Here is a 19,842-nt window from a genome sequence, read left to right as displayed (position 1 = left end):
ACGCGGGAAGCTAGCCGGCGTGGCGGCGGTAGACGTTCTCCAGAGCGAGCGCGACGTCACGGATGAACGCCGTGTTCCCGTCGCGATACGCCTGGGTGCCCCGGATATTCATAATCCGGAGCCAGTAGTAGAAGGTGCCGAGGTCATTGCCGTGCTGGGCGATCAGATCCTGTCGGATTTTCCGCTCGTGTTCCGCACGGTTGTATTTCTTCCGCTCCGCCCTCGTTAGCGGGCGACCAGCACTCACGCCGACTCCCTGCGACCCAGGTCGTAAATCGACGTAGGACCACCATAGCCGGAATTCTGGCCCTGGGTACCCTGCTGCGGCGGATTCGGTGCGGCCTGGAGCGGCTGGGGGTTCTTCCTGCGCTGCCTTTCCAGCTCCTTTTCCTTTCGCTTTCGGGCCGCATTTGCGACCGCCTCGTCGTGGGCACGGCGCTTGTAGGCGCTCTTTTCCAGGCCCTTGGTGACGGCCTCGACATGCTTCAGGACGTTCTTGAACTCCCTTTCCACGGGCTGGGCGCGCAGCCAGGCGTCGTAGAACCGGTCGCCGGCGACGTGGGTGTCGCGGCAGTGGACGCGGATCTCCTGGGCGAGGGTCTCCAGGTTCCTGCCGATGTCCAGCAGGACCCGCTGAACGTCGGCCAGGTATCGCGCGGTTGCCTCCGGGTTCTGCGCCACGTCGCGCAGCGGGGAGTAGTTCGGGTCGTTGCTGTTCACAGGGGGATTCCTCCTGGTGTACTGGGGATCTGGGACTGCTTCCGGCAGTCGCAACGAGGGCCAGCCCAATGCCCCTGGGCTGGCCCTCACTGGTGTGTGCCGGACGGGTGTTCAGGGCCGGTAGCCGCCGGCGAGCAGCTCGGCGGCCTCCTGGCGGTACTCGGAGGCCGTGCTGGGCGAGGCGACGCCCAGCTCGTGCTGGATGTCCGCGAGCGGCAGCCGGTCGGCGACACCGTCTGCGGCGACGAGGATCATCCGGGCGACGCGGCGCACCGCCCGCTCGCGCGGCTTGAGCTTCGCGGCGTCTTCGGCTTCGACCGCGCGCCGCTCGATTTCGGCAGCAGCGCGCCGCGTTTCGGCGGCGGCCCGCTCGGCTTCGGCCGCCTCCTTCTGGGCGCGCGCGGCATCGGCGAGAGCGATCGCCTGGCGGCGCTCCTCCTCCGCCTTCCTGCGGTCCGCTTCGGCAGCGGCGCGCCGCGTTTCGGCGGCGGCCCGCTCCGTTTCGGCGGCGGCCTTGTCGGCTTCGGCAGCGGCCCTGCGGGCTTCGGCGATGGCCTGGGTCTCGATCGCCTGCGCCTCCACCGCGGCGATGCGGTCGGCCTCCGCCGCCTCCTTCCGCTTCTGGGCTGCCTGGTGCTCCAGCTCGGCTGCGCGCAGGTCAGCTTCGGCCTTCGCCTGGCGCTCCTGGGCCTCCTTGCGCTCCGCCTCCGCCTCACGGGTCCGGGCCTCGGCGATCAGGGCCTGGTCCAGCGCCTCCTGCTCCAGCGCGGCGGCCCGCTCTGCGGCGCTGACCTGGGCTCGGGCGTGAGCGCGGGCCTGGCCGGTCTGGCCGTCGACCTCCGCGCGGACCGCCTCGACCTCGCCCTTGGCGCGCAGCCGCTCGGCCTCGGACTTTGCCTTGGCAACCTCGCTGCGGGTCTCCGCGTCCAGGCGGCGGCGCTCGGCTTCCTCCTCGCGTTCCTGGGCTGCCCGTTCCTGCTCGTCGGGCATGGCCAGGGCCTGGGCGACGGTGTAGCCGTAGGGGGCCATCCTCATCGGCAGCAGCTCCTCCTCGCTGGCCTCGGAGAGATCGCCCTCGTGCTTGCGCTTGAGCCACTGCTCGTAGGCGATGAGCTCCTGGTCTCGGCGGATCATCTCCGGGTAGGAGGTGACGCCCCACAGCCGCATCCGGCGGAAGATCCGGGCGGTCGCGACGGGGGCGAGGACCCACCGCAGCCACGGGATCGAGTCGCGTTCGGCCTGGTCAGGACGGACAACGCGGTCGATCGAGGTGCGGCCCAGCTCCACCACCATGATGAAGAGGACCGGCACGACGCCGTGGGCGCCGGCGGCGACGTAGTCGAGCAGCTTCCAGGACCCTTCCGGGGCGCCGGACGCGGCGTTGAGGACGACGGTCGCGGCCGTCAGCAGCCATACCGGGTAGCGGATCCAGCTGATGGGGCGCTTGAGCCAGGCCATCAGCAGGTCGACCGCGATCATCACCATGATGCCGACGTCGACGCCGACCGCGAAGAGCTGGCCCTTGCCCAGCGAGCTGAAGCGCAGCTCCTTGAAGGCGAACTGAGCGACGTGCTCGAAGGACAGGTAGAGGCCGATGCCCGCGAGGGCGAGCGCGGCGGCGACGATCGCTCCGGCCGTCCACTTCTGGGTGCGGGTCAGCTTCCCCTCGGACGGCTTCGTGCCGGTTCCGCTTTCCGTCTCCGAAACGGACCGGGGCGCGTCCGAAACGATGTCGGGTGTCCGCGAAACCGGCTTGGGCGTTCCCGAAACGGCGGCCGGTGGAGCCGTCTCGGGGTCGGGTTCGGCCGCTGTTCGCGGCCAGTCAGCGATCGTCATGAGGGCCTCCGGAATGAGTGGTTCAGGGTGTGGGCGAAACGGTGGGGGCCACTCCCGAAACGCGGGCGGCTGCTCCCGAAACGGTGGTCGGAGGAGCCGAAACGGGCTCCGAGAGGGCCGGGATCTTCCTGGAACGGGCCGTGGTGAAGGGCCGGCAGCCCGCGGGGCGGGCGGCTCGCCCGGGGTAGTGCTGAGGGCGGGCCCGAAACCCTTGGCGGCCCCCGCTGGATGGGCGCGAAACGGGACTGTCCGGCTCTCTGTCACCGCCCGTCCCGGCCGCCGGGAAGACAGGCGGTCGGTGCGGGACGACGATCCGGCCGTCGGGGAGCAGCTCGCCGGTGTCCTCGAAGAGCAGGACGCCGTTGCACACCAGCCCTGCTCCGGATGGGACGCGATGGTGTGTGCGGCCTCCCGGTCCGGGCTGTCGGCCGACGGGCACGTCGGCGTGTGCGTGCACAGCGAGACCGGCAGCCGGGTGGCGCCGATGGCAGTCGTCGCAGTGTCGAGCCGGGTACTGCTTCGCATGGGCTCTCCTGGGGGGAAGCGGGCCCGGGACTCTCCCGGACCAGAGGCGTGCGAGAGGCCGGGCCACCCGTGTGGCGGGCGGCCGGCCTGAGGAGAACCGCAGGGCGGGCGGCGACTTGAAGGCCGGGCCCGCGCGGCGGTCGTCAGCCCCGCTTGCGGAGCCAGTTGAGGTGCGCGTCCTGGAGCCGGGCGAACGACTCGTACAGGCGCCGCCCGGTCTCACACCGCGACTTGGACGAGCAGTCGGTGCACTGCTGCTCGTGCTCGCGGTACGCCCGGGCTGCGGCCATGTACCGGTCGTACAGGGACTCAGCCACGGGACCGCCGGCCGAAGTCGCGGTCGGCGTCGATCATCCCGCCGCCTTCCTGGCCTGGAGCCGGTTGCGGGCGGCGCGCCGCTTCATCGCGCGGCGCTCGTCCTCGGACAGCCCGCCCCAGACACCGGAGTCCTCACCGGACTCAAGGGCCCACTGCAGGCAGTGCTCGCTCACGGGGCAGCGGCGGCAGACTGACTTCGCCTCCTCGATCTGCAGCAGAGCGGGACCGGTGTTACCGACCGGGAAGAAGAGCTCGGGGTCCTCCTCGCGGCACGCAGCGAGGTGCCGCCAGTCGGTGCTGGCCGCGGAGGCGGGGAGGTGGATCGAGGAGAGGCCGATGATGGTCTGCATGGGAACGCCCTTTCATTCGGATCGCAGAAGCGACCAGCCCCAGAGAGCAAGGTCTCTGGGGCTGGTCGGTGAGGGTTGGGGTGGTGCGAGCGCAGCCCTGCTGGCGTGATGGTGCTGCACCGGCAGGGTTGACCTTCCGGCGGCCGCCTCTTGTACAGCAAGTGATGCTATGCAGCTGAGCTGATGCGGCACCTGATCAGTTTCGTGAAGGACGGCTCCGGTGACGGCTCGACGCTCCAGTGATCGGTGAGCAGGTCGAGCAAGGCCATTCCCCGGCCCGATTCCGCGTCGGCGCTGTCCAGCGCGACCTCTTGGCGGCGAGGCTGCTCCAGGACGGTGTCATGGACGATCACCTCGATCCCCGGCGGAATGGCGTACACCTCCACGACCAGCGACGCGGACCCGTTCGAGCTGGCCCGTACGACGTTGCCCGTCAGTTCGGACACCACCAGTTCCGCGACCTCGCCGAGGCCCAGCGCGATCCCATGCCGCGTCGGCATGGACCGCGTCAGTGCGCGGACGGCGCGGAAGGCCTCCGGGGAGGCATCCAGCACGGCGCGGAATCCGTTTTCACGCTCGCTCACCACCAGGCGCGGTGCGGGCGCGGGCTGCTCCTTTATGGCCATGGCGTGCAGAGCCCCGGTACCGAAGACGGTCGCAGTCACCGTGTTCCACCGCCTCGGCCGCCCTGCTGGACCCGGCGCCGCGCCTCGTCCACATCCGGGCGGAGCAGGACGTCGGAGGTGGTCCACACACTGCCGATCGCGAACGGCTTGGCACCGGGGCGCAGCACGTCCTGGACGATGAGCGCCCACTGAGCGCAGCGCCGGCGAAGCAGCGCACGGGCCTGTGCGGGGTCGCGGACGACGGTGAGGACCTCGAAGGCCCCGTCGGTATTGGAGTAGATCGCTCCGACGCTGCGGGGGCCGATCTGCTCGTCGATGACCCGGCGGAGGGCTTCGAGGATCATCGAGTCGGGCTCGGCTGTCGGTGTGTGGTGGGTTTGTGCGTGAGGGCGGCCGGGGTCGGGGCAGGGCTGTCGGCCGTCACGCTCGTGCGGGGTGGGCCGCATCGGCAGTGGCTTCTTTTCGGCCGCAGCCACGGCGGGTGCGATGATGCTGGGCATGCAGGTCTGTTCCTTTCGGGAGGTGACCTGCGACAAGAACCCCCAGGGGGCTCATCCCTGGGGGTTCGTCGCATGCGGCCCGCGCCGGGAGGCAGCGGGAGTGCGTCCTGCGCACTCCGTCGCTCACCGACCAGAGGGTGAAGGCTGGGCGGTGGGCGACGGGCAGCACAGGCTGCGTCGGGCACTGTGGCGGCGGGCCTGCTGCTTCCTTCAGCGGGCTGGGCGCAGGGTGGTCAGAGGAACGCTGGGGCCCTCGGTCGGCGCGTCGCCAACGGGCAGTTGCGCGCGCCGGGTGTCCGCGGCCCGTACGGCCGGGAGCACTGTGGCCCACTCGGAGGCTCGGTTTGCCGGGGCCTGCGCCGCGTACTGACGGTCGAACCGGCGCCGTTCGCGGGCGAAGAACTCACGGACGGCTCGGCGCTTCGGTTCTTGGCGGAGCAGGCGGAGGAAGGTGACGGCGAGACGCCGACCGTCGTGACACGGGAGCGGCTGGTTGTTGTTGCCGAGGGCCTCGCCCTTGCACGCCGAACACCGGGCAAGGTGTTGGCGGAACGCCTGCCGAGCCGCCTCCGCGCTGATCGCGGTGGGCCGGATCTGGCTCGGGGCGGGGACCTGGGGGGTCTTCGGCTTGGGCAGCACCTTGGTGGCGCGGCGGGAGGCGATGCTCGGGAGGGCCTCGACGAGGTCCGTGCGCCACTGGCCGACCGTCACGTCGAGGACGACCCGACGGTCAGTGCCAAGGGCGCAGCGGCGCGGGTTCGGGGTACCGGCCGGGTCGGAGTGATGGGGGACGAGCTTCGGGGTGCCCTGGATGCCGGTGATGGGACACCAGGTGTGACAGTCGGGGCAGACCAGGTGCTCTTTGCCGGGGGTCAGGTCAATCTCGTTGAGGTTGAGGGTGGATACGACGATCGGCGGGCGGTGATTGACGTGCCGGGTGCGGGTCTTGTGGCGCCGCTTGCGGGCCGTCGAGGTTGCCGGCGTCGTGGTCATGAAGACTCCTTCGGTACGGCGGAACGGGGCGCGGTGTGGTGCTCTCTCTGCCCGTCAGGCCGCGCAGGGGTTCTGGCGTCCTGAGGGACAGACAGCGCATCTGCGCTGCGACGTGCTACGCGGGAGCCGAGAACCCGGGGGATTTGGTGGTGCTATCAACCCCGGCCACCCCCATGAAGGGGACGGCGGCGTCCTGCGGTGGTGCGGCGAGGGCACTCTCTGACTTGTGGGAGATCCGGAGAGGCCTCCGTCGACGCATTTTCTTACATCGTCGACATTGCTAGGTTAGCTGACATAGTGTCTGTGTCAACCAAGTTGAGGAAGCTATCTGTCCGAGTGAGGTGACCCTACGATGTGGCTCATGACGGACGAGGCCATGCAGCCCTACCAGCGCATCGCACAGGACGTACGCGACCAGATCAGGCTCGGACGCTTGAAGGCCAACGACAAGCTGCCGAGCACGCGGGAACTGGCGGAGAACTACGGGGTTGCACCCGGGACAGTGCAGCGCGCACTCGCGGAGCTCCGGTCGGGAGGAATCATCTACTCCCATCAGGGACGCGGAAGCTACATCCGGGAATCGGCCCTGGAGGCCGTGGCCGATCCGGTCACTCGGGCAATCAAGCGGCTGGAAGAACAAGTCGCCGACCTGACGGAGCGCCTGGAGCGCATCGAAGAGGAACGGCGGGCCGTTGAGCCGGACAGATGACGCAGCAGCACACAGACGGAGCCCGTGCCACGGCGCCGCGCAGCCGCGCAGGTGCCCGACTCTCATCACAGCTCTCTTCCATCGGTATGCGGAATGGGACCACCACAACAAGCCTGCGGGCTTTGGCCTTTGAGCGGGATGCCTGACCGTGGAAGTGCTGTAGCAGCAGCGTGGCAATAGAGCTCAGCAGACCTGGTAGCTGGCGCCGAGGAGGTGTGTAGTGATCACTGTGGAGCAGTGGACAGGCAGGGAAGCATCGCTGTTGCGGTCGGTGATGCGGTTATCCGTACGCGAGTTCGCCAACCGTCTCGGCATCAGCCCTCGAACGGTTTCGAACTGGCAGAGCAACCAGGAGAGCGTCTGCCGTCCCCAGACGGCGCAGATCCTGGATACGGCGCTCAGCCAGTGCACACCTGAGGAGCAGGAAGCGTTCCGTCTCCGATTGGCCGCTCTGCGGGGCGAGTCCTCCGTGCTGTCTGCCGGGGAAGCGACCGCCCGTCCTGCCCCGTGCACCGTCGTCTCCCACAAATTTCTGCCGGTATACCTCGGTGAACGGCTCGCACCGCTGTACGCCGCGGCTGCTCCTGGCACCCCAGGCCCGGGCGGCCTGGAGCAGAGGATGCTTCCTGCGGATCACCGCTCCGCGCTGTCATCAGTCATCCACATTTACGCGTGCGGCGTGGCAGTGGTGCATGTGGAAGAGCATCAGCGGGTCCAATCGTTGACGGAGCTGGCGCTGTGGCGCTATCGCACCTACTTGAAAGACCCTGTCTGGGCGCGGGAGCAGTTGGCCGGCCTTCTCGCACGGCACACTCCTGACGAAGATCCTGCCGAACTGCAGCTCCTTCCCCAGTACGTACTGTCCGCCTACGAACTGCGCGACCATTCCTGGACAGGGTCCGGTCTGGACACGGCTCTTCAGTTGCTCGCCACACCGTCGGTGCTCGTCAACCGGCAAGACCCAGCGAACGTCGTGCCGCTCGGTCCGGGAGTAGAAGACGCGAAGTTCCGCGGCGGCTGGGCTCATCCCGAAGCAGTGACATTCAACGGGGGAGTCTCCCGCGGGGTGGCCGGCTGGTCCGGCGTGGCCTACCATCCGCGACCGGGCGAACGCGCCCTGACCATGAGCCACGTCGTGGCTCTCGAGCTCGACGTGCAAGCACTGTGGGCTCTGTCATCGCACGTCCTGCACATGATCGAGGAAGGCCGGGATCCGGTGATGCCGACGGCCTACGGCTGGCGCTTCTTACGCAGCGCGTACTTCCGGCTCACCACGTCACGTCCCACCGAGACAGCCCAGCATCGCGTGATGCGCGAGGCGATCTTGGTCACCAGCGAGCTTCCTGACCGGCTGCGCGCCGCCCAGGACACTCTTCGAGACAGCAATCCGTGACAGCCATGTGGAAGGCGGACTGGGTGGACCTTGAGTCGACAGCACTGCTCGTCATCGACGTGCAGCAGGGCTTTATCAACCGGCACAGCCGCGGGGTGCTCCCGGCGATCGTGCAGCTGATGGAGCGCTGGCGAGCCGCCGGTGCCCCGATGGTACTCACGCGCTTCCACAATGAACTGGGGTCGCCGTACGAGATGATCACCGGCTGGACACGGCTACGCACGACAGAGGAACAGGCCCTCGTTGACGAGCTCGCCCCCTTCGTGCCCGCCGCAGCCGCGGTTATCGATAAAACCCGATCGTCGGCCCTCACCCCCGAAGCGGCGCGGCTGATACGCGACGCAGGCTGGACCGATCTGGTGCTGTGCGGCATCGACACGGACGCCTGCGTCTACGACACCGCGGTCGCCGCCTACCAGAGCGGATACCGGCCATGGATCGTCACCGACGCCTGCGCCTCCACCGGCGGCATCAAGTACCACGAAGCAGCGCTCCTGCTCGCCTCCCGGAACCTCGGCGTGAACCAGCTCGTCACCAGCGACACCATCCTGACCCGGATCAGCGGACACCAGGGGGAACAACCGTGACACCGCCTTCATACGACGCAGACGTCTTGGTCGTCGGCGCCGGCCCCGCCGGAGTGGCAGCCGCCATGATGGCGGCCAGCCTGAAGCTGCACGCTCTCGTGATCGAAGCCGAACAGGTCGGCAGCAAGCTCCACATGATCGGAGCGCTTGAGAATGTGCCAGGCGGCTGGACAGCGGGGCCCCAACTCGCAGAAGCCCTGCGCTTGGACCTGATGCGTCTGCAGGAGACGGGCCGGTGCTCAGTAGTGCAGGCCCATGCCGTGAGCGTTCACGGACACGATGACAGGGCCGAGCTGGCACTGAGCGATGGACGACTGCTGATCGGAAGAACGGCCGTTGTCGCCACCGGCGTGGCCTCGCTCACCCCAGCCGACATGGCCTGGGTGACCGTCCCACCCGACCTGGTAGCACCACCCCTCTGGCGTACGGCGCCGGAGAACTTGTCCGGCTACACGTACGTGCTGGGCGCGGACCGTCCTCTGGGGACCTGGCTGCGTGCCCATCCGAACGCAACCAAGATGCTCCATGTGCTGTGTCCGCCAGCTGATCAGTACAAAACCGCTGAGGTCGCAGACGATGAGCGCGTCCGGATCGTTCCCGTCTCACACGTCGCTGTGCAACCCGACCGCGGCGGAGGCTGGAGGCTGGACGTCACGGATCAGGCAGGAGCGCAAAAGACGTATGTAGTGAACACGCTGCTGAACAACCTGGGCGCCAAGCCAGCCGCCCTTGAAGGGCTCGTCGAGGGCCCCGACGGCTACTGCCCGCCTGGCCGCCAGCACCCTCGCATTCATGTCGCGGGAGATCTGCGGGCCTCGCGGTATCAGCGGATCGTCACCGCCCAAGGCTCTGGGGCTGAGGCCGTACTCGCCTACTACTACGACACCACACTGTCTGGCGCGGGCAGCCGTCGATGACGCTCTCGACACGCTGCCCGTCACGAGGCCGCCTTCTGCGGTTCACTCCTTTCCATAGTGAACGGAGCCATCAGGTGACCCGGCGCGGCCTGATAAGGCTCCGGCTCATGGAGATCGGGGATCGTCGGCTGCAGAGCGTGGAGGGTGGCCTGGAGCGTCTTCGAGTCACGGGTCCAGCGCTTCGGCGCGATCAGCTTGAGCCGCGGCGCCTCGGCGGGGGACATGACCTGGCTCTTGCAGTCGATGACGGGAACAAGACCGAGGTTGTGAGTGAAGAGCAGAACAGGTTTCTGCGCGACCAGCGAGCGAAGTTCGAGGCGAGCGACGGGACCAAGGACGTGGACGCGGCTGCCGAGACGCTTGGGCTTCCCGATGACGACCAGACCGTCGAGCCGGCCTGCGAGCGTGTCCCAGTCGTAGGCGGACTCCGCGTAGACGCTTCGGTAGTGAAGGAGCTCGACGCCGCCGGGCAGGTCCTGGGCAATGCGGTCGAGCCAGCGCTGCCAGTTGGGATTGTCGACGGTCTTGGGGGCGGCGCTGACGTAGACGCGGACCGGGGTGTCGGGGCAGCGCTGTGCGGCGATGCGGTGCATGGCCGCGATGTAGCGGCGCTGCTGCTCGGGTCGAGCGAAGGTCTCCACGTCCAGGGGATCACCATGCCTGGGCATCTGCGTCGCATGCATAGCGCTCATGATGCCTTTGCGGCGCCCCGAATGCGGAACGGGGCAGGTAAATGCCCAGTTCTGGCATCCTGTCAAGCGGTGCTCACCCATTGGCGACACGGACTATCCCGGGGTGTCGATGTGGGATCTCAAGGGGGTAGCGTGTCCCTGAATAAGATCCATAGCGACATGGCTAAGCCCCGCGAGGTGGAGCTCCGGGGCACGGCCGCAGACCTAACCAGAGAAGGTCTCGACGTGATGCAGGGTACCCGTACCCGCCGACAGGCACACACCAAGGCACCTGCCGTGGCAGCGATGGCTCGTCCGTCGCTCCGGTTGGGTGCCGTTTTCGTCTTCCCGCGCCACTTCGCGTGCGGGCGCACCTCTGCCCCGAAAGGGGGCGAGATGGTGTAGCCACAATGGCGGCGCCCGCTGAGCGGGTCTTCAAGCCGCCGGGACGCCCGACCACCCCGGTGATTGCCGTCACCAGGGCTGCGGCGCCCCATCTGCCACCAGAGGGTTTGCCGACCCCCTGAAGGGATTGTCCGCCGGTTGCCGCCGGTCGAACAGTTCGATCTCGGTTCTCCATGAACCAACGAAGCGCCATAGGCGGCTTCGTCATGCCTCCAACCGCAAGAAGGAGAGCAGAACCCATGTTGCAGCATTGGGCTGCCTTTTGTCAGCCCACCCATGCCCGATTGGCGCATTTCGCCCCGTCTGCTCGGTCACAGTTCCCTTCGCAAGCAGATGCCCTGCCATGCCAGGGACCTGGCTTGGAGCTTCGCGTACTGCATCGCGTGGTGTCCCGGTGAGTGCCGCAGCTCAAGCATCTGCACAGCCCAAGGCTGCCGTGCCGGATCACCTTTCGGCTTCGTCGACGCCTACCGGTGAGCAGGCGGCGTCTCGAACCGGATTCCGGCGGTCCGGGCCGCGCCGACGACTGCGGTCGGTCCTCACGCAAGCCGGCCCCGCTCCGGCTCGCGGGCCAGGCAACCCGCTGGCGCTGGGGCGTGATGCCCGGGCCCGGCTCAGCGGTGCGGTGCACGCCCTGCTGGACACGGCCGGCCTGGACGGTGCAGGGGACGCGGTGCGGCTGGCCGCCGTCGTGCTGGCCGCGAAAACGCCGTGGGCGACGGGTGCGGTGGAGATCCGCACGAGTGAGCTGGGACGGTGGCTGGGGTTGTCGGCGTCGTACCTCGCCTCGCACGTCGTCCCGGCCCTGCGCCGGTCCGGCGTGGTCACCATCGAAACAGCGCCCGGCGAGATCGGCCAGGACAACGGGCTGAAATGCCGGGTACTGCCGCTGTGGGAGGCCCGAGGCACAGTTGGCCACCCGCTGGCGCTGCGTCGCACGGAGATCGCGACGCTGCTGCGGCTGCTGGAGGCCGTGATGGCACCCGGCTGGGCGCACCGAGACGGCTCCGTGACCCCGGCCGGGCTGCTAGGGGACCGTACGGGCCGCGGAGCTGCGACCGACCGGCTGGCACTGCTGCTGCTGATGCTGGAGGCGACGCGGACCGGGCGGGTGCGGCAGTGCGGCGGCACGGTGGACACCAGGCGCGGCCGCGCGGCGGCGACAGTGGCCCGGCTGCTGGGCTGCACGGCGTCAGCGGGGGAGCGGATCCTGGAGCGGCTGGAGAGCCGGGACCTGGTCCGGCGGGTGCGGGCACAGACCGCCTCCGGTCTGGCGCACCGTACGCGGCTGGTGGTGCCGGCGGTTGCTGCCGCGCACGGCCGCGACAGCAACCCTGGTGGCCGGGGAGTGCGTACGGATGCACCGGAGCCCGGTTTTTCAGAGCCCGACGGTACGGCAAGGCATAGTGACGCGTCTGAGCCGGTCGAAACGCCGCAGGTCAGAAACGGCCTAGGGAGTGACGGGACGGAGAAGTCAGAGCCCGACGCTACGGCAGCCCTTCACACTGATCACACTCCTGTGGCTCCTCCTGCCACCCTGCAGCAGCTTTCGTGTGGCTTGTCCGGCGACAGCCGTGGACAGATCCCTGGTCGGCCGGAGCGCGGGCGCGCGCGCGAGGATCAGGCCGCCGACGGTGCCGAGCAGATGTCGCCGGTGTCGAAGGCTGGCCCGCTGCGCGGGGAAAACCCGACAAAGTTCCCGGCCGATGAGCAGGAGAGGCGGGACGTGACCGGTGCTGCTGAGGATGTCCGGCTGAAGACCCTGGGCGGTGGAAAAGCGCAGCAACAGGGACCGAGGCCCCTTGGTGATCTTCGTGTGCGCATCGCTCTGGCACCCGTCACCGGACTGTGGTCACGGCTGACTGCAGCCCAGCGGGCCATTGCCCTCCGCGCTGCTGACCAGGCACTGCATGTGCTGTCCGGGATCGTAGGCCCCGAGGCGGCGCCGCAGGTCCTCGCCCACCGCCTCGCCGACCGGCTGCAGGAGACCGGCGGCGAGGCCCTGGTGCGTGAACCGATGGGCTGGCTCCTCGGCCGGGGCCTGGTCCAGCGCCCTGCCTGCCCGGACCCGAGGTGCGACGACAGCATCCGCCTGGACACCGGAACCGACTGTCCGAGCTGCGCAAACATCGCCCACATCCGCCGCATGCTGCGTACCCGCATCGCAGCCCAGGTCGGATCTCAAATGCCCTGCAGCGACCCGGCCACGTGCCGAGCGGAGACCGAGCGGCGCCTGCGTGAGGAGACCGCCCTCGAAGAGCAGCGGGCGCAGATCCGCCGGACGCACGCCGAGCGCGAGATCGAGCAGCGGCAGCAGGCCCTCGCGCGCCGCCGCGCCCTCGAGCAGGAAGCTGAGCTGGTCCGCCGGCAGGCGCCGTGTGTGGACTGCGGGCTTCCGGAGGCAGCGGGCCTGTGCCCGGCATGCTCCTCAAGGCGGCGTACCGAGGAGCTGGTGAGAGAGGCGGTCGACCTGGCCGTCGCGGTCCGGGCCGACCTGTCGGACGCGACCGAAGTCACCGAGCTCACTCACCAGTGCGAAAAAGACACCCGCGTTCTGCTGGCGGCGGCGTGCGAGCAGGCCTGCGGGCCGGACGCCGACCCGGCCCTCGTCGCGTTCACCGCGCCGAAGGTGGCGCGGCGGATCCGGGACGAGCGACGAGCGGCGGCGCTACGCCGGCTGCAGAGGTCGGCAGCGGCGATGGCGGAGAGCGACGCCGTGCACGGTGCATGCCTGCGGCGCCGCGGCCAAGGAGCGGAGGCTGCCGCGCAGGCCGCGGACACGGCGGGCCGCCGTACCGCGGAGTTCTTGCTCGGCCAACTCTTGGACGAGCTTGGTGCTGCTCGCCAGAGCACAGCTAAGGCATCGGTAGGCGCCGCATGATCGCTGCCTGCGCAAACCGCAAAAGGAGAAGGGCCGCGCGGACCAGCGTTCAGGAGGGGCGCAGGCTGCTGCGCGTGCTCAGACGGATTCCCAGGACCAACGAGGAAGAGGACGGCGAGTGAAACGTATAACGGACACGGGGCCAGTGGCTGGCGCGCTCGGACAGTTCCTGCTGTCTCTCCCCAGCACATACCGGGTAGGGCTACTGTGATGCCATGGCCAAGGAGCTCCGCATCAGCATCGACGAAGAAACGTACGAACAGCTACTGCGTCAGGCTGCGCACCACCATGAGGATCCAGATCAGTATGCGAGCCGACGGCTGACCGCTGACCTCGCACACACCCGCTTCCTCGAGGGAGCGAAGACCTTCGCCGCAGAACACGGGCCGGCCTTCGCCGAGCGCTTCGGGACCGGCCCCAGCAGCAACGCCGCCTGATGCCGCCCCTTCTGTTCATCGACAAGCGCTGGCTGCTGGAGATCGCACAGAACCTCGTGCCCGGCGACCCGGACGTCGTCGATTACGGAGCCCTGGCTGCCGCCGTCGCACGCCACCGAGACGAGGTGATGGAAACTCTCGTCTACCCGGCCCCCCACCACCGGGCCGCCGCGCTCCTGCACACCCTTGCCAGGATCCCCGCTCTCGAACACTCCAACGAGCTGTTCGCCGCGCAGGTCGCCTACGCCTACCTCCACGCCAGCGGCATCCAGGTCAAGGTAGGCAGCCAGGAGGCAATCGCGCTGGTGGCCGATGCCGTGGCAGGACGCCGTGATGTGCGTCAGGTAGCCGAGGCGCTGAGAGACTGGGGCTGACCGGTCATGCCACCTGAAGACGCCATCGGTGAGGCCTCCGCTGGATGAACGGACTCGGTCCCGACCACACGACCTGAAGTGTCCCAGTTTGCCTGCATGCTGCAGCGGCGGCCGCTACGGTGGCGTGGTGACCAGCGTACTTCCCGATCTGACCCGAATGCCTGCCGACCCGTCACTGATCAGTCTCGGTTACCACCACGAACACACCCTGGAGGCCTTCGAGTTCGACGACACGCTCGAGGTCTGGACGGTCACCGCGAGGATCGACGCTGATGTCCTGGCGGAGAGCCTGGCCGTCCACAGCGACGCTGACCAGGAGACGCTGGACGCAGTCGAGGACATCGCGGTGGGCCGGATGCCCTTTGTGCGGGTGCGCATGTTCGGGCCCGAGCATCCGTTCTTCGCCATAGACTCCTATACCGGCGATGTCGCTCGCATCGGCGAGACGGTTCTGGACGTCGCCAGTGGCGAGTTCGACCCTGCCTTCGAAGCTGCCCTGTCCCACCCAGTTGGTGACCTGTTGGTCATGGACCGGATCATCCTCGATCCTGCCTGGCGCGGCTTCGGTCTAGGCCCCGTTCTGGCAGGCTCGGCCATCCGCCGTCTGGCGCAAGACTGCGTCGCGGTGGTTTGCGAACCGGGGGACGCCGACGGCCGCGAGATGACCGACGAGCAGCACCGCGAGGCCGCTGCCAAGCTCGGCCGTCTCTGGTCCCGCATCGGGTTTGAGTCGTTCCGGCAGGGTGTGCACTTCCTCGACTGTCACCTGCAGCACCCCCAGGACCTGCTGGCCGAGCGCCGGAAGGAATTTGTTGCTCTGTGCCGCTCATGGCGCGACCAGCACCATCCGTAGCATCTCGATGCAGCGGGATGGCGGCACGGCGCGCGGTTTGCTCCTTCTCGGACCATCAGTGATTGATAACGGTCCGCTGACGTTGCCCCCGCGTGTGCCTCGTGCGTGGAGCAGTATGCGGTTCAGCCGCTCGGCAGGGGAAGACGGCGGTGGGTGAAGACGATGTCCCTCACACGTTCCACCGCGGCCGGGGCGATGCGGGCCAGCGCGGGCAGGGCATGGTGCCAACCGTCGCCGGCGAGCGCGCTTGCTGTGAACTGCCTGGCCGCCTGCGCCGCATTCGCCGTGCCGGGCGGAAACTGTGCGAGGGCAAGGGATCGAAACGTCTCGGTGAAGGCGGTGCTGGTGGATGCCGAGGCGATGCGCAGACCTGACGGTGTCCGGGCGAGGTAGCCGGCTACGGCTGCGAGTACCTCGGCACGGCTGTAGGGGACGTTGTGACGGTTTGCGTGTTGGCGGGCAGCGTCAAGGTTGCCGAAGGCAGCGTGGGCGACGGCGATGGCCCCGGTCGGCAGTCCCCACGGGCTGCTGCTGGCCCACCTCTTCTCCCACGCCATCAGGGTGCTGCGGGCGTCGTCGCGTTCTTCTCTGGCATGCAGGAGAAGCATCGTGAGGAGGTCCTCCGTATTCCTCCAGGCTTTTGTTTCCTTGAGCATGAACGCCACATGTTCGGCGGCTTGGTGCAGGCGCTCAGCGCATTCGGCGTCGGTATCGGCGAGGGCGGCGAACAGTTCGGCGAGGTCGGCCATGCGTCCGCTCCACCCAAGTGGTGAGGCATCCATGGTCATCAGACGTTCTCGTCGGCGGTCGATAAGGTCCACGGCAGTGGGCAGGTCGTAAGAGCGCAGCGCGGCCGCGACGGCAACGAGAGTGCGTTGTCGCCTGTTGTGGTCCGGCGGGCCGGTCTCCTCGGCAAGGGCCAGGGCCCGATCGCGTTCGCCGACGTGAGCCAGGGCCTGCGCGGCGGCGCCTATCGCGTCAAACACTTCCCAGCCAAAAAGGTCGGCGTCTTCCAGCGTCTGGGCGCGGTCGGCGGCCTCGTGCGCAAGGAAGCGAGCCTCCCCGAGGTGCCCGGCCGATGCGGTCGAGACGGCTGCCGCGGCGAGTGCTAGTACTTGCTCGGCCGGGTCCCGCAGACTCCGAGCCAGGAGCGCACTGTCAGAATGCTGGCCGATGGCCGCCAGTGCCGTGACCAAGGGGATGAGCCAAGGGTCCTGGTATCGAGCACTAGTGTGCTGGGGAGAGCCAAGGGTTTCCAGCGCCCGGGACAGCCGCCGACCCGCCTCATCGTGCTCGCCTTGGTCCGCGAGACGGTATGCCTGCTGGGCCAAGGTCTGCGCCGGTGGGTCCTCGTTCGGTTCGTCAAGGACATCGGCGAGTACGGCGCGTGCCCCGACGAGCGTGTCCGTACCCATCCATCCGGTGTGTCTCTCCGCTGGCACGCAGTCCACCAGGTCCCGCGCACGGTCCACCGAGCCGGTGTCTGCTAGCGCTTGCACGACAGCAGTCAGAATCAGACCGAGGAATAGTTTCAGATCAGCTCCGTCTTCGGGTGACAGCGCGTCGGGGTCGTCCAGCGCACGATGCAGGCACCGCGCCGCCTGCTCAGCCAGGATGCTCGCCTGTTCCGGACGGACAGCGGCCAGCGCCGAGGCTGCTGAAGCCCGGACGAAGCTGCCCATGAGACGTGGAGGGAACGCCTGGACGTACTGGCTGATCCGTTCATACATCCGGTCTGCCTGTAATCCCTCGGCGGCCGCGGCAACGGCGCCCCAGGCCGACACAGGCGCGCTCGGATCGGGCGGAGAACCCTCGGCCAGCTCCTTGGCATACCGTTCGGCCTGCTTCAGCAACCGCCGAGCCAAAGCGGGGTCGTGGGCCCGGGCGGCGAGTGCGGCCCGGGCCACCACGGTCGCCCCGGCCTCATCGCCTGCTGCTGCCGACGCCCCGAGCGCGCCGAGCAGTTCGCACCCCTGGCGAAGCTCGCCGACGGCGATCAGCGTCACGGCCGCCTCCCCGATGGCCTCCTCAACCTCCTGCTCATCCTCGCCCGACGGCTCTCTCTCCCACCGGGCCCGCTCAGCCCATCGTGCGGCCTCAGATGCGACCTCAACGGTGTGCCGGTCACCGACCTCGGCCAGCACACGGGCCACCTTCGCCAGACAGACGGCCTTCTCCGCCGGAAAGGGCGCCACGAGTGCAAGATCCATGGCGCGCCGGGCGTGCCCCAACCGGGCGAAAGCCATCGGGACACCGACTGGCATGGCCCTGGCCCGCTCGGCCAGCATGGCCGAGGAAGCTGCGAGAGCAGCCAACTCCACCACGTCGTCCGGATGCTGGTGGCGCACCGCTTGGGCGGTCAGCTCGATGTGGGAGAACGCCGTATCCAGTGAGGCGCGCTCCAGCAGGGCCCGCTGTCGATGCGGGTCGAGGGCGATGGCGGTCAACCGCTGGATGTCGCCGGCGCCGTGCAGCATGCGTGGGTAGTCGTAGAGCAGGTAGGAGGGGGTGTCGGGAGGCCATTCCCGGGCGTGATAGCTGTCCGCCCATTCGTGCAACTGGTTCTCGAATGCGGTGATGTCACCCAGGGCGGTCAGGGCTTCCCGACGCAGCTCCTCGTGGCCCAGTGCATGGACGTGCGAGGCGGCCGGTGGGTCAGGCACGAGGACCTGGCCGTGGCTGCCAGGGATGAAACTGCGGCCGGTGATTCCCCGCAGGAGCTGGGCAACCCGGTAGGGGCGCACGCCGACAAGCTGGGCCAGCTCGGCGGTCGTAAGACTACCGCGGGCCGCCACCATCAGGCCGAGGAGCGGGACCCCGACATTCTCGTCGTCCAGCAGTCGGCGCAGTTCATGACGGGCGAAGGCACTGATACCCGTGGCGTGAGACCACGGATCAAGCGTGCGGATGATGGCGGGGGCGCGGAGGGGGTGATCGTCTGGAACGTCGTCCGGAACGGGTGGGTTGGGACGGCCGGTGACCAGCACTCGCATGCCGGCCGGCGGAATCTTCGGCAACAGGGCGGCAATGCTCGGCCTACCGGTTGCGGGTCCCTGGTCCTCGTCGAGGCCGTCGACGACCAGCACCAGGCGCCGGCCCTGATCCTGGCATGCCCCCGCGGCAGCCCGGTACAAGTCGGGGAAATCCTCAGGATGGGTTCCCACGGTTCCAGCGTCCCGCTGGGCGATTGCCGCCAGTTGCCGCATCACCGTCTCGAGGAAGTACTGCCGGTCGTTGCGCCCCAGACGATCGGTGACGAAGCAGGAGACGATCTCCACGCCGTCCGGCCGGTGCCGGAGTACGAAGTCGGAGACAAGGGCCGATTTACCCGCCCAAGGAGGCGCCTGCCACCACCCGTACGCCGAGGCATCAGGGGAATCCGGACCGGTACAGAACGCGTCCAGTTCCCGTAGCTCGCTGTTCCTGCCCAACAGCTGCGCCGGCAGGAAGTGCTGCTCGATCCATGCGGCGTAGCCCCGGTCTTTCTGCGGTGACGGCCTTACTGGCGTCAGAGGCGAACGGAGCGGCTGGGCGTCATCCAACAGGGTGCTCCACCAACGCGGATCACACGTCACATCCGCCCACTGACTCCACACCTGGACCACGGCAAGCAGCTGCTCACAGCTACTCGGGCCCGGGGTCTTCGCGCTGTTCCAGTCGCGGTGCAGCCACTCCGCCAGGCGCCGGTCCACCCTCGAATCACGGCCGCCGACCGCACGGGCGACAGCACGACGCGAATACCGCTTGCCCGCCTTCCGGCAGGCAGCTTTGGCCTTGGCCTCCAAGGCCCGCAACGCGTCGTACAGTTCACGCGCCTTGGACGATTCCCCCACCTGCGCCGCCCTCCCCGGGTGCCCGCCGCTGTCGGCGCGCCCGCCTCGTGGCACAGCGGGCACGCCGATGACCAGGAGCGTAGAGGCCCTTTGCCCGCCCTGCCCGCCCTTTCGGACACCCACCCCCCACACACGGCACGGTCATTCCTGTCCGGCCCCATCAGCCGGCGATCACCGAGGAGAGGAACACATGACCATGACTACGCCCGTAACCCGCAAACTGGGCCGTGCCGCGCTCTTCAGTCTGGTCCGAGGTGCGTGCTGGGCACTGGGCTCCGCACTCATGGCGGGCATCGTGTGGTGGGTCCAGCACCAGTAGTTGCAGGGGAGGCGCGCCTGGGCTCGATCCGATTCTGGCCCAGGCACACCCAGGCTATTGATCGTTCGTACGGCGTAGTTCGGGGCTCAGGTACTTCATGGAGCCGACCCAGCCCAGGGGCGGGGCAGCGGCGACCCCGGCCAGGACGTCGCCTCGCCGGGGCTCGGCCACCCAGGCGCCGCGTATGCCGCAGGCGGGGTCGAGCTGGTGGTTCCTGGCGGCGAGGCGGGCGATCTCCTTTGGGTGGTCCCGGCTGGTGAACTCCACCTGCTCCAGGAGCTTTCGCATAGCGGCCTCGTCGGCAAGCCGGGGCTCGCGGATCAGCATTCCTCCAGCCGCGGCGCGCTGTTCTCGAACTGCCGCCCTTGCCCGTGAAGCTCTTCCCATGCCCCATCCAACGATGGGGCGGTGGCGATGTCCCTGCCACTGGACCGTACGGGGGAGGGAGAAGAGAGGCCCCACGGGCTGGCCTCGCCGCCAGCACCCCCGCGCCCGAGTGCCCGAACGTCGAGCTCAACCCGCAACTCGCGCGATCCTCCGTGCCCTCGGCCCCAGCGATAGGGCAGTCGTCCTCGCGCTGTCCCGTGCTCTCGAC

At 68.7% G+C, this 19,842-nt stretch carries 20 protein-coding genes and 1 pseudogene; 9 read left to right on the top strand and 12 right to left on the bottom strand.

All coding sequences use genetic code 11. From position 1 onward, the window contains the following. Positions 1-10 precede the first annotated feature (10 nt). The 9 genes and pseudogenes from FHS37_RS36450 to FHS37_RS36415 all read right to left on the bottom strand — a co-directional run bounded on the left by FHS37_RS36450 (position 11) and on the right by FHS37_RS36415 (position 5,868). Positions 11-247 carry a hypothetical protein gene (locus tag FHS37_RS36450; RefSeq protein WP_184829254.1) on the bottom strand — a complete coding sequence of 79 codons (237 nt, stop codon included), beginning with the start codon at positions 245-247 and terminating at the stop codon, positions 11-13. Then, positions 244-720 carry a hypothetical protein gene (locus tag FHS37_RS36445; RefSeq protein WP_184829252.1) on the bottom strand — a complete coding sequence of 159 codons (477 nt, stop codon included), beginning with the start codon at positions 718-720 and terminating at the stop codon, positions 244-246. The genes FHS37_RS36450 and FHS37_RS36445 overlap by 4 nt, the downstream gene beginning before the upstream one ends. A 111-nt stretch (positions 721-831) precedes the next feature. Next, positions 832-2,556 (bottom strand): DUF2637 domain-containing protein, encoded by a 1,725-nt coding sequence (locus FHS37_RS36440; protein WP_184829251.1) that lies wholly within the window; start codon positions 2,554-2,556, stop codon positions 832-834. A gap of 22 nt (positions 2,557-2,578) precedes the next feature. Continuing rightward, positions 2,579-3,081 (bottom strand): annotated as a pseudogene (locus tag FHS37_RS41240) (DUF5999 family protein). A gap of 143 nt (positions 3,082-3,224) precedes the next feature. Further along, entirely contained in the window at positions 3,225-3,371 is a 147-nt protein-coding gene (locus FHS37_RS36435) for a hypothetical protein (RefSeq protein ID WP_190012447.1), read from the bottom strand. Between the two features lie 60 nt (positions 3,372-3,431). After that, the gene (locus tag FHS37_RS36430; RefSeq protein ID WP_184829249.1) at positions 3,432-3,749 is read right to left on the bottom strand and encodes a WhiB family transcriptional regulator; all 318 of its coding nucleotides are present in this window, start codon (positions 3,747-3,749) and stop codon (positions 3,432-3,434) included. Between the two features lie 167 nt (positions 3,750-3,916). Next, positions 3,917-4,414 (bottom strand): ATP-binding protein, encoded by a 498-nt coding sequence (locus FHS37_RS36425; RefSeq protein WP_184829247.1) that lies wholly within the window; start codon positions 4,412-4,414, stop codon positions 3,917-3,919. Further along, a complete protein-coding gene (locus tag FHS37_RS36420) occupies positions 4,411-4,875 on the bottom strand; it encodes a hypothetical protein (RefSeq protein ID WP_229890107.1) in 465 nt (154 codons plus the stop codon). The genes FHS37_RS36425 and FHS37_RS36420 overlap by 4 nt, the downstream gene beginning before the upstream one ends. A gap of 210 nt (positions 4,876-5,085) precedes the next feature. Further along, the gene (locus tag FHS37_RS36415; RefSeq protein WP_184829245.1) at positions 5,086-5,868 is read right to left on the bottom strand and encodes a hypothetical protein; all 783 of its coding nucleotides are present in this window, start codon (positions 5,866-5,868) and stop codon (positions 5,086-5,088) included. Positions 5,869-6,229: 361 nt separating this feature from the next. On the opposite strand from FHS37_RS36415, the gene FHS37_RS36410 reads away from it, so the two are divergent. The 4 genes from FHS37_RS36410 (at position 6,230) to FHS37_RS36395 (ending at position 9,474) form a co-directional block, all read left to right on the top strand. Beyond that, on the top strand, positions 6,230-6,577 hold the full coding sequence (locus FHS37_RS36410) for a GntR family transcriptional regulator (RefSeq protein WP_184829243.1): 348 nt from the start codon (positions 6,230-6,232) through the stop codon (positions 6,575-6,577). Between the two features lie 220 nt (positions 6,578-6,797). Next, positions 6,798-7,970 (top strand): XRE family transcriptional regulator, encoded by a 1,173-nt coding sequence (locus FHS37_RS36405; protein ID WP_184829241.1) that lies wholly within the window; start codon positions 6,798-6,800, stop codon positions 7,968-7,970. 5 nt (positions 7,971-7,975) lie between these two features. After that, positions 7,976-8,557: a cysteine hydrolase family protein gene (locus FHS37_RS36400; protein ID WP_184829302.1), complete on the top strand. Its 582-nt coding sequence runs from the start codon at positions 7,976-7,978 to the stop codon at positions 8,555-8,557. A 26-nt stretch (positions 8,558-8,583) separates the two neighbouring features. Continuing rightward, on the top strand, positions 8,584-9,474 hold the full coding sequence (locus tag FHS37_RS36395; protein ID WP_245005776.1) for an NAD(P)/FAD-dependent oxidoreductase: 891 nt from the start codon (positions 8,584-8,586) through the stop codon (positions 9,472-9,474). Between the two features lie 20 nt (positions 9,475-9,494). On the opposite strand, the gene FHS37_RS36390 is transcribed toward FHS37_RS36395, so the two are convergent. Next, positions 9,495-10,157 (bottom strand): hypothetical protein, encoded by a 663-nt coding sequence (locus FHS37_RS36390; protein ID WP_184829237.1) that lies wholly within the window; start codon positions 10,155-10,157, stop codon positions 9,495-9,497. Positions 10,158-11,175: 1,018 nt separating this feature from the next. On the opposite strand from FHS37_RS36390, the gene FHS37_RS36385 reads away from it, so the two are divergent. The 4 genes from FHS37_RS36385 (at position 11,176) to FHS37_RS40315 (ending at position 15,095) form a co-directional block, all read left to right on the top strand. Beyond that, positions 11,176-13,431, top strand: coding sequence for a hypothetical protein (locus tag FHS37_RS36385; protein ID WP_184829235.1), 2,256 nt, complete (start codon positions 11,176-11,178; stop codon positions 13,429-13,431). A gap of 215 nt (positions 13,432-13,646) precedes the next feature. Continuing rightward, a complete protein-coding gene (locus FHS37_RS36380; protein WP_184829233.1) occupies positions 13,647-13,868 on the top strand; it encodes a hypothetical protein in 222 nt (73 codons plus the stop codon). After that, entirely contained in the window at positions 13,868-14,242 is a 375-nt protein-coding gene (locus FHS37_RS36375; protein WP_184829231.1) for a fic family toxin-antitoxin system, toxin component, read from the top strand. Before FHS37_RS36380 ends, FHS37_RS36375 begins: the two co-directional genes overlap by 1 nt. 127 nt (positions 14,243-14,369) lie before the next feature. Beyond that, positions 14,370-15,095 carry a hypothetical protein gene (locus FHS37_RS40315; RefSeq protein WP_229890108.1) on the top strand — a complete coding sequence of 242 codons (726 nt, stop codon included), beginning with the start codon at positions 14,370-14,372 and terminating at the stop codon, positions 15,093-15,095. A gap of 122 nt (positions 15,096-15,217) precedes the next feature. On the opposite strand, the gene FHS37_RS36365 is transcribed toward FHS37_RS40315, so the two are convergent. Further along, positions 15,218-18,928 carry a P-loop domain-containing protein gene (locus tag FHS37_RS36365; protein ID WP_184829229.1) on the bottom strand — a complete coding sequence of 1,237 codons (3,711 nt, stop codon included), beginning with the start codon at positions 18,926-18,928 and terminating at the stop codon, positions 15,218-15,220. A gap of 196 nt (positions 18,929-19,124) precedes the next feature. On the opposite strand from FHS37_RS36365, the gene FHS37_RS40690 reads away from it, so the two are divergent. Further along, positions 19,125-19,247: a hypothetical protein gene (locus tag FHS37_RS40690; RefSeq protein ID WP_268254602.1), complete on the top strand. Its 123-nt coding sequence runs from the start codon at positions 19,125-19,127 to the stop codon at positions 19,245-19,247. A 54-nt stretch (positions 19,248-19,301) separates the two neighbouring features. Here FHS37_RS40690 and FHS37_RS36360 read toward each other — a convergent pair whose 3' ends face one another. Then, positions 19,302-19,535: a hypothetical protein gene (locus FHS37_RS36360; protein ID WP_184829227.1), complete on the bottom strand. Its 234-nt coding sequence runs from the start codon at positions 19,533-19,535 to the stop codon at positions 19,302-19,304. Positions 19,536-19,842: the final 307 nt, after the last annotated feature.

Source organism: Streptomyces griseomycini (genome assembly GCF_014203535.1).
Classification (GTDB): domain Bacteria; phylum Actinomycetota; class Actinomycetes; order Streptomycetales; family Streptomycetaceae; genus Streptomyces; species Streptomyces griseomycini.
The sequence above is the reverse complement of the archived record's forward strand: the minus strand, read 5'-3'. Positions and strand labels throughout refer to the sequence as shown.